This is a genomic window from Saccharopolyspora sp. 7B, from assembly GCF_020177435.1.
Lineage (GTDB): Bacteria > Actinomycetota > Actinomycetes > Mycobacteriales > Pseudonocardiaceae > Saccharopolyspora_C > Saccharopolyspora_C gregorii.
On the sequence record NZ_JAIUKC010000082.1, the window covers coordinates 21827 to 29919 of the forward strand.

General features: G+C 70.9%; 9 protein-coding genes and 1 tRNA gene. 4 read left to right on the plus strand and 6 right to left on the minus strand.

Going from position 1 to position 8093, the window contains the following annotated elements:
- Positions 1 to 345: 345 nt before the first annotated feature.
- From LCD33_RS14280 to LCD33_RS14300, 5 genes are all read right to left on the minus strand, one after another.
- Positions 346 to 422 (minus strand) — tRNA-Leu (locus LCD33_RS14280).
- A gap of 194 nt (positions 423 to 616) precedes the next feature.
- A complete protein-coding gene (locus LCD33_RS14285) occupies positions 617 to 1759 on the minus strand; it encodes a RimK family alpha-L-glutamate ligase (RefSeq protein WP_224958923.1) in 1143 nt (380 codons plus the stop codon).
- 365 nt (positions 1760 to 2124) lie between these two features.
- Positions 2125 to 3447 (minus strand): NAD(P)/FAD-dependent oxidoreductase, encoded by a 1323-nt coding sequence (locus LCD33_RS14290; RefSeq protein WP_224958922.1) that lies wholly within the window; start codon positions 3445 to 3447, stop codon positions 2125 to 2127.
- Positions 3448 to 3852: 405 nt separating this feature from the next.
- On the minus strand, positions 3853 to 4389 hold the full coding sequence (locus LCD33_RS14295) for a type II toxin-antitoxin system VapC family toxin (protein ID WP_224958921.1): 537 nt from the start codon (positions 4387 to 4389) through the stop codon (positions 3853 to 3855).
- Complete coding sequence (locus tag LCD33_RS14300) at positions 4371 to 4772, minus strand: hypothetical protein (RefSeq protein WP_224958920.1); 402 nt, start codon at positions 4770 to 4772, stop codon at positions 4371 to 4373. The genes LCD33_RS14295 and LCD33_RS14300 overlap by 19 nt, the downstream gene beginning before the upstream one ends.
- 104 nt (positions 4773 to 4876) lie before the next feature.
- Here LCD33_RS14300 and LCD33_RS14305 point away from each other — a divergent pair, with 104 nt between their 5' ends.
- The 3 genes from LCD33_RS14305 to LCD33_RS28915 are packed head-to-tail and all read left to right on the plus strand — an operon-like array spanning position 4877 to position 5676.
- The gene (locus LCD33_RS14305) at positions 4877 to 5134 is read left to right on the plus strand and encodes a hypothetical protein (protein ID WP_224958918.1); all 258 of its coding nucleotides are present in this window, start codon (positions 4877 to 4879) and stop codon (positions 5132 to 5134) included.
- The gene (locus LCD33_RS14310; RefSeq protein ID WP_224958916.1) at positions 5134 to 5535 is read left to right on the plus strand and encodes a type II toxin-antitoxin system VapC family toxin; all 402 of its coding nucleotides are present in this window, start codon (positions 5134 to 5136) and stop codon (positions 5533 to 5535) included. Before LCD33_RS14305 ends, LCD33_RS14310 begins: the two co-directional genes overlap by 1 nt.
- A 15-nt stretch (positions 5536 to 5550) precedes the next feature.
- On the plus strand, positions 5551 to 5676 hold the full coding sequence (locus LCD33_RS28915) for a hypothetical protein (protein WP_255614397.1): 126 nt from the start codon (positions 5551 to 5553) through the stop codon (positions 5674 to 5676).
- Positions 5677 to 5678: 2 nt separating this feature from the next.
- Here LCD33_RS28915 and LCD33_RS14315 read toward each other — a convergent pair whose 3' ends face one another.
- Positions 5679 to 6497 (minus strand): uracil-DNA glycosylase, encoded by an 819-nt coding sequence (locus LCD33_RS14315; RefSeq protein ID WP_224966303.1) that lies wholly within the window; start codon positions 6495 to 6497, stop codon positions 5679 to 5681.
- Here LCD33_RS14315 and LCD33_RS14320 point away from each other — a divergent pair.
- Entirely contained in the window at positions 6496 to 7968 is a 1473-nt protein-coding gene (locus LCD33_RS14320) for a S10 family peptidase (RefSeq protein WP_224958912.1), read from the plus strand. The two genes, LCD33_RS14315 and LCD33_RS14320, sit on opposite strands and share 2 nt — an antisense overlap.
- The last annotated feature ends 125 nt before the right edge of the window (positions 7969 to 8093 follow it).

The following is an 8093-nucleotide window of genomic DNA, read 5'->3' on the forward strand; positions in this document are numbered from 1 at the left end:
CACCGCACCGGAATCGAGAACCACCGAGCGATCACGAGAGTACGCGGAAACACCCCGACCACTCATGGTGGTCGGGGAAATCCGCGTCTTCGTGATGTCCTGAGCACGGCTCCGCCGGGCGTCCGGTGCGAATGGGCTCGGTCCGCTCCACGGGGAATCGGGTACCCGGTCGAGCCGTTGCCGGGCTGCCGGGTGTGGAGGTGGCGCGCCGGCCGGGAACGCCCTCGGGGCGGTCGGATCGCGGGCGTTCGCCGCCGCGGGGACCTCGAAGCTTCCGGCGCGACGCCGTCAGCCGGGTCCCTGCGGGCGGGGCCCGCCGGGTGGTGGCGGGTCGCCGTCGTGCTGTGGTGCCCCCGGTCGGGATCGAACCGACACTCGGACGAGTTTAAGTCGTCTGCCTCTGCCAGTTGGGCTACGGGGGCTGGGCCTCAGCGCGCGACCGAGGAGGTCCTCGGGAGCGGGCCGAGCCGTAATGGTGCCGACCGGCGCTGGACCGTTCGCCACCGCCGGTTCGGACGCACCGACTCTGCCCCCGGTTCCCACCGCTCGGAAGCCGCCGAGCAGAGCAAGCCGCTCCCCCCGGTGCGCGGCGACCGGCGGTCCGTGCGGCCGGCGATCACCGGTCCCACCTCGGCGCCGAGGTGGTCGCCGCGAGGTGCTCGTAGCGTTCGGCGACCCAGCGGTGCACGGCGGTGGAGACCGCGTCGTCCTGAGCCCGGTGCTCGAACCAGCGCCAGTCGCAGTTCACGTTGACCTCCAGGAACACGTGGTCGGACTCCGTGGCGAGCAGGTCGAACGCCGCCACGTGCAGCCGCCAGAAGCGGCACAGCGCCAGCAGCCGCGTCGCCAGACCCGCGGGCAGCTCGACCCGCTCCACGACCACCGAGTCCGGGTCGACCCACAGCTGCGCCGGATCGAGCTTGTCCACCCGGTAGCCGATGACCTCGTCGCCGACGACGAAGGCGCGGATCTCGTGCTCGGAGCCGACGTACTGCTGCACCAGCACCGGGGCCGGCTCGCGCGCTTCCGCGGAGTGCCGGATGTCCAGCGGCCGAGGGAAGAGCCCGCGCAGCGCGCCCGGTTCGGGTTCGAGCATGTGGTGGCCCGCGGTCTTGACGATGCACTGGCCGCCGCCCGGGCGGTTCCGGCCCGGCAGCGTGGTGACCGCGGTGCGCGGCACCCGGAAGCCGAAGGAGGCGGCGTCTCGCAGCTGCGTGAGCCGGTCCAGGTGCGCGCTGGAGCGCACCGGGTTGATCTGCTCCCAGTCGGCGCGGCCGGACAGCCAGCCGGACACCGCGCGCCACTGCTCGCGGACGTAGGCGCCGTGCACGGTCGTCGGGTCCACGGGCAGCGCCGTGATGTCGAAGTGCCGCCGCCACACGACGATCGGCCGCAGCAGCCAGCGTTCGAGCTCGATCAGCGGGGTGTCGGTGTAGACGGTGAGCGCGATGTCCAGGCACCGGTCGGCGTCGATGCGCACCATCCGGATGTTGCGTTCCGCCAGCGCGAGCGAGAGCTCGTTCATCTCCATGTCCGCGGCCCGCGCGAGCACCAGCACGCACGGGATCGGATCGCCGTCGCCGTCGTCGACCAGGTCCGCGCGGTGCACGCGCTCCTGGAAGTCGAGGCTGGTGTCGGCGGAGCGGAAGAAGTAGTCCTGACCTTGCAGCAGCAGCGGCCCGGGACGGAAGTCGGCGGCGGCGGGTCCGGTCGTGGGGCCGAACGGGTGCGCGAAGTCGTCCGCCGCCCCCTCGGTCATACCCCGGTCCTCCTGCGGTGCCGCCATCACCGGTGCGCGAATGGTCCGGCGGGTGCTGCGCTCGGTCAGTCGTCCTTCTTGCGGAACACCTCGGAAGCGGCCTGGTACTCGGCCGCGAAATCGGCGAGCGGGCCGTCCTGCACTTCGTCGCTGCGCAGCAGAGCCGCAAGTTCCTGGAGAGTCAAAGGATTCACCCCTTCCCCAACTGAGGCATCCTTTTGAGTGACGACGCCCCGACAGTCTTCGATTACCCGCTACTCATTGTCAAGGGTAGCGGGTCACCCGATCGCCTGCACGGAGCAGCCCCCACTCGTATGCGAATCACCGCGTGCTCATGGAGCACGCGGTGATCACCCGGAGTGCGGTCAGCTTGCCGCGGCCCGCTCGAAGTCGGCCTTCGGATTCTGGATCTGACCCATCGACACGGCTTCCCGCTTGAACAGGAACGCCAGCGTCCAGTCGATGACGATCCGCATCTTGCGGTTGAAGGTGGGCATCCGGCTCACGTGGTACGTGCGGTGCATGAACCAGGCGACGAAGCCCTTGGCCTTGAACCCGTAGACGTCGGCGACGCCCTTGTAGAGCCCGAGGCCCGCCACCGAACCGGCGTAGGCGTGGCGGTACTCCTTGGTGGACTTGCCACGCAGCGACGCCAGCAGGTTCTTGCCGAGCTGGTTCGCCTGGCGCACCGCGTGCTGCGCGGACGGCGCGCAGGTCGCGTTCGGGTCGGTGTCGGCCTTCGAGAGGTCCGGCACCGCCGAGCAGTCACCGGCGGCCCACACGTTCGGCAGACCCTCGACCTGGAGGTGCGAGGTGGCCCTGATCCGGCCGCGCTCGTCGAGCGGCAGGTCGGAGTTCTTCAGCACCGGGTTGGCCTTGACACCCGCGTTCCACACCAGCGTGTCGGTGTCGAACTCGGTCCCGTCGGAGAGCACGGCGTGCCCGTTCTCCACCGACTTCAGGAAGGTGTTCAGGTAGACCTGGATCCCGCGCTCTTCCAGGGCCTTGACGACGTAGACGCCCATCTTCTCGCTGACCTCGGGCATCACGCGCCCGGCGGCCTCGACGAGGACCCACCGCATGTCCTCCGGCGAGATGGACTCGTAGTAGCGGGTGGCGTAGCGGGCCATGTCCTCCAGCTCCGCCAGCGCCTCGGCTCCGGCGAAGCCGCCACCGACGAAGGTGAAGGTGAGCAGCCGCTTACGCAGCTCCTCGTCGGAGGTGTTGGCCGCCGCGTCCATCTTCGCCAGCACGTGGTTGCGCAGGTAGATGGCTTCACCGACGGTCTTGAGGCTGATGCCTTGTTCCGCCAGGCCGGGGATGGGCAGGAGTCGGGACACGGAGCCCAGCGCCACCACGAGCACGTCGTAGGGGAGCTCTTCGGGACCCGTCTGCGGGTTCTCGATCGTCACGACCTGGTCGGCGTGCTTGATCTCGGTGACACTGGCGGTGATCACATGACACCGCTTCAGGACTCGTCGCAGTGGCGCTACCACGTGGCGAGGCTCGACCGAGCCCGCCGCCGCTTCCGGTAGGAAGGGCTGGTAGGTCATGTGCGGCTGAGGATCGACCACGGTGACGGAGGCTTCACGACGTCCCAGCTTGGACTGAAGCTGAAGCGCCGTGTACATGCCGACATAGCCGCCGCCGAGGATGAGAATCCGGGTGGGTTCGGATTTACCAGCCATGCCGATATGGTCGCACCACTGGAATGGGACACGGTCCGCAGACCCCCCCTAATGTGACGCCAGTCGCGCGTGGCACTGATCACGATCGACGCGCTGTGCGCGGGCGGCTGCGCTCAGTATGCGGATCCGTCGAGCGGGAGGGCCGGAGTGCTCGCCACCCTACCGACTTTTCCGGCCGGATAGCCACCTCGCCGCAGCATCTTCCGCATTCCCGGGAGTTCGACGCCGGATCACCGCTCACCCGCGTTGACCAGGCACAGCACCGGGAACGAGCGCTTCGCGCGAGCGCGGACGGTGCCGTCGGGCCGTTCGCCCCGATCAAGAAACCGGTGCTCACAGGCGCTGAACCGGTACGGCGCAACGGATTCGCCACACCCGCCCGACCGGAGCGGCTCCGGCAACGGCTCACGCCTGCACCACGGCGATGCCCCGTCTACCGACCGCACGAGGCCCGATCTCCTCGCACGCGGGGGAATCGGCGGCCGAGCCGAGGTCGCCGCCGAGTTCCGCCGACACCCGGTCACCGCCACCTCCTGCCGGGTCCGTGAGCCCCGAGAGCAGGTGGCGCATGCCGTCCGGATCCTCGGTGAGCAGCACGACCGGACGAGCGAGCCCCAGCGCGACCGCCGCGACCATCGCGTCCACTGTGGAGTTGACCCGGTGGCCCGCCGCGCCACCGGTGGTGCAGTTCCCGCCGAGACGGGCGTCCTCCGGACGCACCGGGAGGACCTTGATCCGATCGAGCACCGCCGCGAGCTCCGACCCGGCACCGGAACCGAGCATCGCTTCGGCGAGCGTCACCGCGCTGATGACCACGTGGGCCCGGCGTGCGCGGGCGATCTCGACGTGCCCGCGGACGCGCACGTCACCGGCCGCGAGCTTGCGCACGGCAGCGGCGTCGAGCAGGAGCGTGCCGCCCGCGGCTATTCGTGGTCGGGCCATGCACACCTCGCCTTCTCCAGCACCGCCGACGGCACCGGTCCGTGTTCGCGTTCGAGCAGGTCGGCGAGCTCGGCCAGCAGATCCAGCTCCAGCTGCCGCGCGACCGCATCCGTGACGTACTGACTGAACGCGCCGCGCCCGACCCGCTGCTGCACCGCAGCCGTCAGGTCCTCCGGGATCGACACGCTCACCTTGCGCGCCCGACCCGACGACCGGATCTCCCCGGACGCTGCGGGGTGCACGACGTCAACGCCCCCTGGCGGCACCCCGGCCGACCGGTACCGCCCCACCAGTTCCGCCAACCGATCCGCGAACTCGGGCAACCGCCGCCCTTCGAGATCGGACGGCGCCGCGCCACCTCGTCCCTCTCGCTCCGCTCGCATACTCACATGCTACCGGCGGTGGCAACATCCGATCCACCCGAAGAACACTCGATCACCCCGTCGAGTGCCCCCGCAGACGGCGAACGCATGTATATTGCATGCACATGGTGGCCTTGCAGATTCGCGACGTACCCGAGGACGTGCGTGACACGTTGGTCGACAGAGCGCGCGCGCAGGGGCAGTCCCTGCAGGCGTACTTGTTGTCGCTGGTCGAAGCCGAGGCGCGCCGTTCGGAGAACCGAGCCGTCCTCTCCCGCTTCTCCGGCCGGTCGGACGGGAGCAGGGTCGCAGCGGGCGATACCGCCGATGAACTCCGCGGCATGCGCGACGAGCGCGGGCTCGACGAGAACGGCGGCGGCTAGTGCTGGTCGTGGACGCATCGGCGCTGGCCGATGCCCTGCTCGACGACGGTCCAGCAGGACGTCGGGCTCGGGAAGCACTGGCCACCGACGACCACTGGGCGGCGCCTTCGCACCTCCCCGTTGAGGTCATGTCCGTGATCCGCGGTCGGCTGCTGGGCCAGAAGATCACCCTCGAACGTGCTGAAGACGCCATGACCGCTCTGGTCGACATGGCGGTGGACGAGGTCGGCCCCGCGCGGATCCTCCCCCGCATGTGGGAGCTGCGCGGCAACATCACCGCGTACGACGCCGCATACGTCGCGGCCGCAGAGCTGCTGGGGTGCCCGCTGCTGACTGGAGATCGCAGGCTGTCCCGCGCTCGTGGTGTCCGTTGCGAGATCCGAACGATCTTCGACGCCTAGTTCGCCCTCGCTTCGGTGCTGCCGTTCGCGTTCGGGTCGTTGGCGCGGGTCAGCGGGGCTCGCACGTCGGAGGACGGTGCGGTGGTCGTGGTCGACGATCCGCACCCGGAGTTCGCCGCGGCGCTCCGCGACGTGCGGTGAGGTCAGATCCCGGCGAGCTCGCGGGCGCGGCGCAGCACGTCGCGCAGCATCTCCGGGGTGAGCGTTCCGGTGAAGGTGTTCTGCTGGCTCACGTGGTAGCAGCCCAGCAGGTTCAGATCCGCGCCGCCGTCCCGCGCCGGTAGCACCGCCTCCGCGCCATGACCGAACTTCGGGCGCGGCGACGGGACCGCCCAAGCCGCGTCGTGCAGCACCGGCAGCACCGCCTGCCAGCCGAAACCGCCCAGCACCAGCACCACCCGCACCGTGTCCCGCAGCAGCACCAGTTCGCGGGCCAGCCACGGCCGGCAGGTGTCCCGCTCGGCCGGGGTCGGCTTGTTCGCGGGCGGCGCGCACCGCACCGGCGAGGTGATCCGGGTGCGGTGCAGCACCAGGCCGTCGCCGAGCCCGTGCGCGTGCGGCTGCGACGCCAGCCCCACGTCGTGCATCGCCCGGTAGAGCACGTCCCCGGACCGGTCACCGGTGAACATCCGGCCGGTCCGGTTCGCGCCGTGCGCCGCCGGTGCGAGGCCGACGACCGCGATCGCCGCGTCCGGCGGGCCGAACCCGGGCACCGGGCGCCCCCAGTAGGTCTGGTCGCGGAACGCCGCCCGCTTCTCCCGCGCCACCTGCTCCCGCCACTCCACCAACCGGGGGCACGCGGTGCAGCGCGCGATCCGCTCGTCCAACACGCCCAGTTCGCGGGCACCGCGGGCCGCCGCGGCGGGATCGGTGACGGGATCGTCGACCAGCTCGGAGATCACGCCTCCACGGTCGCAGAAACCTCGCCGTCCCGCGGGTTCCGGCACGTAGAGTTCGGTCATGGCAGCCACCGAAACGAGCACCGGCGAAACCGGGCAGGAAACGACGACGACCCCGGCCGAACCGACCGACGACCTGGTCAGCACGCACCACACGATCACCGCGGCGGGCGGTGAGCTGTCCTACACCGCGACCACCGGCCGCATCGTGCTGCGCGAGGAGGTCACCACCGACGGCAAGTTCGACGGGCTGAAGGCCAAGGCCGAGGTGCACCTGACCTCGTACGTCGTCGACAGCGCCGAACCGCGCCCGGTGACGTTCGCCTTCAACGGCGGTCCCGGTTCGGCGAGCGTGTGGCTGCACCTGGGGGTGCTGGGGCCGCGCCGCGTGCTGTCCGGGGACACCGGATCGCTCGCCGCTCCGCCCTACGGGCTCGCCGACAACCCGGAGACCCTGCTGGCGGAGAGCGACCTGGTGTTCATCGACCCGGTCTCCACCGGGTACTCGCGGGCCGTCAACGGCGGCGAGCCCGCGGACTTCCACGGCTACCAGCGGGACATCGAGTCCGTCGGCGAGGTCATCCGGCTGTGGACCTCGCGGAACGGGCGCTGGATGTCGCCGAAGTACCTGGCCGGCGAGTCCTACGGCACGCTGCGCGCAGCGGCGCTGGCCGAGCACCTCCAGGACAAGCACGGGCTGTACCTGAACGGGCTGCTGCTGATCTCGTCGGTGCTGGACATGGGCACCATCCGGTTCACCGAGGGCAACGACCTGCCGCACGTGCTGTACCTGCCGACGTACGCGGCGATCGCGCACCACCACGGCAAGCACGGCGACCGGCCGCTGCCCGAGGTGCTGGAGGAGGCGGAGAAGTTCGCCTCCGGCGACTACGCGTGGGCGCTGTCCCGCGGCGCGCGGCTGCCCGCGTTCGAGCGCGCCGACGTCATCCGCCGCACCGCCGAGCTCACCGGCCTGTCCGAGGACTACGTGGACCGGGCGAACCTGCGCATCGAGCACCTGCGGTTCTTCACCGAGCTGCTGCGCTCCGAACGCCGCACCGTGGGCCGGATGGACGGGCGCTTCGTCGGCTGGGAGCCGGACGCCGCGGGCGAGCGGATGACCGACGACCCGAGCGTCTCCGGGATCATCGGCGCCTATTCCGCGGCCATCAACCACTACCTGCGCCAGGAACTCGACTACGCCAACGACCTGCCGTACGCGTTGCTGAGCAATCGGGTGCAGCCGTGGTCGTACAAGGAGTTCGAGGGTTCCTCGGTTTCGGTGGTGGACAAGTTGGGTGCCGCGATGCGCACCAATCCGCACCTGCGGGTGCACGTCGCCGCCGGGTACACCGATGGCGCCACACCGTATTACGCGGCGGAGCACGTGCTGGCCCGGCTGCCCATTCCCGAAGAGCTGCGCGACAACATCGAGGTCCGCTACTACCCGGCGGGCCACATGATGTACGTGCACGAGCCGTCCCGCGTCCAGCAGTCCGCTGACCTGGCCGAATTCATCCGCCAGGGCGGCTAGCGGCAGCCCCGGGGGGGGCCGGCCCCCCCCCCCCGGGCCCCCCCCCCCCCGCGCGGGCGGGGGGGGGGGGGCGCCCGGGGGGGGGGGGGGGGGGGGGGGGGGGGCCGGGGGGTGGGGGGGGGGCC

What these genes read in the sequence shown, in the direction of transcription:
- LCD33_RS14285 (WP_224958923.1), bottom strand. Translation starts at nt 1,759, where the DNA reads ATGACCGAGGGGGCGGCGGACGACTTCGCGCACCCGTTCGGCCCCACG.
- LCD33_RS14300 (WP_224958920.1), bottom strand. Translation starts at nt 4,772, where the DNA reads ATGCGAGCGGAGCGAGAGGGACGAGGTGGCGCGGCGCCGTCCGATCTC.
- LCD33_RS14320 (WP_224958912.1), top strand. Translation starts at nt 6,496, where the DNA reads ATGGCAGCCACCGAAACGAGCACCGGCGAAACCGGGCAGGAAACGACG.
- LCD33_RS14305 (WP_224958918.1), top strand. Translation starts at nt 4,877, where the DNA reads ATGGTGGCCTTGCAGATTCGCGACGTACCCGAGGACGTGCGTGACACG.
- LCD33_RS14295 (WP_224958921.1), bottom strand. Translation starts at nt 4,389, where the DNA reads ATGGCCCGACCACGAATAGCCGCGGGCGGCACGCTCCTGCTCGACGCC.
- LCD33_RS14290 (WP_224958922.1), bottom strand. Translation starts at nt 3,447, where the DNA reads ATGGCTGGTAAATCCGAACCCACCCGGATTCTCATCCTCGGCGGCGGC.
- LCD33_RS14315 (WP_224966303.1), bottom strand. Translation starts at nt 6,497, where the DNA reads ATGACCGAACTCTACGTGCCGGAACCCGCGGGACGGCGAGGTTTCTGC.